The 1,187-nt window shown below is 58.1% G+C and carries 1 protein-coding gene and 1 pseudogene; one reads left to right on the top strand and one right to left on the bottom strand.

The annotated features are described in order from the left end of the window. A pseudogene (locus tag AC1DUU_RS32515) lies at positions 1-295 on the bottom strand (amidohydrolase family protein); the annotation flags it as partial. A gap of 412 nt (positions 296-707) precedes the next feature. Between AC1DUU_RS32515 and AC1DUU_RS32510 the strand changes: the two are divergent. Next, positions 708-1,187: ATP-binding cassette domain-containing protein (locus AC1DUU_RS32510; RefSeq protein WP_476787401.1), on the top strand; the 480-nt coding region annotated here is incomplete at its 3' end.

The following is a 1,187-nucleotide window of genomic DNA, read 5'->3' as shown; positions in this document are numbered from 1 at the left end:
GGTTGTAGACGAAGCAGCCCAAGAAGCGGTCAGGATAGCGCTGCACGAGGTCGACCGTGTAGGACATGTAGTCGCGAATGGCCGCCTTGCCGGTAAGGTCGCCATGACCGTGGGTGTAGATGGTGTTGCCTTGCGGCGGCTGGATAAAGGCCTTGTCGATGCGGCGCGGCTTGCCGTTTACGTAGTAGGGCCCATCCATCATCTTGATGAGGCGCTCACCCGTGAACGGCTCGCCATCGTGCCGCCACGCCAAGTCCACCAGCTTGGTGGGATAGCAGCTAATGTCGATAATCATCAGTCGTCTCCAAAGTTGACGTCGTTCCGCAACACGGCTGAGCCGTGAGCGACGCTGCCCGGAGTCCGGCGATACTTGCTGAAGGCGATGGTCAGAAAGCTCCGTCGGGCTGCGGTCTACGCGATCGCTTGCCAGCAATTCCCGACCGGATTTTTCGCGTATCTAGCGACCGAAACGCGGCTTGTTGCTTCTACTGACAATGATTTTTTCTAACTCAGCGAAAAGCGAATTGAAAGTCTTTTTTCAAGTATAGAACGAATATATTCGAAAACAGAACCAATTAATACCTAGCATACGCACCATCGTTGACATCGGATATGTTTTCCGACGCCCCAAATGGATAGAACCGCACCTTCTGCCGGAGCCGTTGCTTTCGCCTACTGCGAAAACTGCAAGCGACGCCGGCAGGGAGATGTTACGTCGCGCCGATCTGCGGCGCGTCAGCACGCGCCTGCGCGATCGTCTCGCGAAGCTCGTGCACGATGCCGTTGAACTCCGGCGAATAGGTCAGGTCGAGCGGCCGCGGCCGCTCGAAGTCCACCTGCCGCTCGAGATCGTCTCGCCATATCGCGAGCGGCTGAAGAAGCATCGGGCCGAATACGTTGCTCGAGCTGAAGCGATGCTGGCTCTGGTCGGACTCAAAGGCTTTGGCTCAAAATTCCCCTGGCAGCTTTCGGGTGGCATGCAGCAACGCGCCAATCTGTGTCGGGCGCTGATCCACGAACCAGGGCTGATGATGCTCGACGAGCCGTTCGGTGCGCTCGATGCATTCACCCGCGAGGAGCTTTGGGGCGTGATCCGCGACCTGCACCAGGCCAAGGGTTTCACCGTGATCCTGGTGACCCACGATCTGCGCGAAGCCGTTTATCTTGCCGACCGGGTGTTCGTGATG

The sequence above is a fragment of the Aminobacter sp. P4_H6_2 genome, from assembly GCF_056400805.1.
Note: the sequence above shows the minus strand (reverse complement) of the source record. Positions and strands in the feature narration are given on the sequence as shown.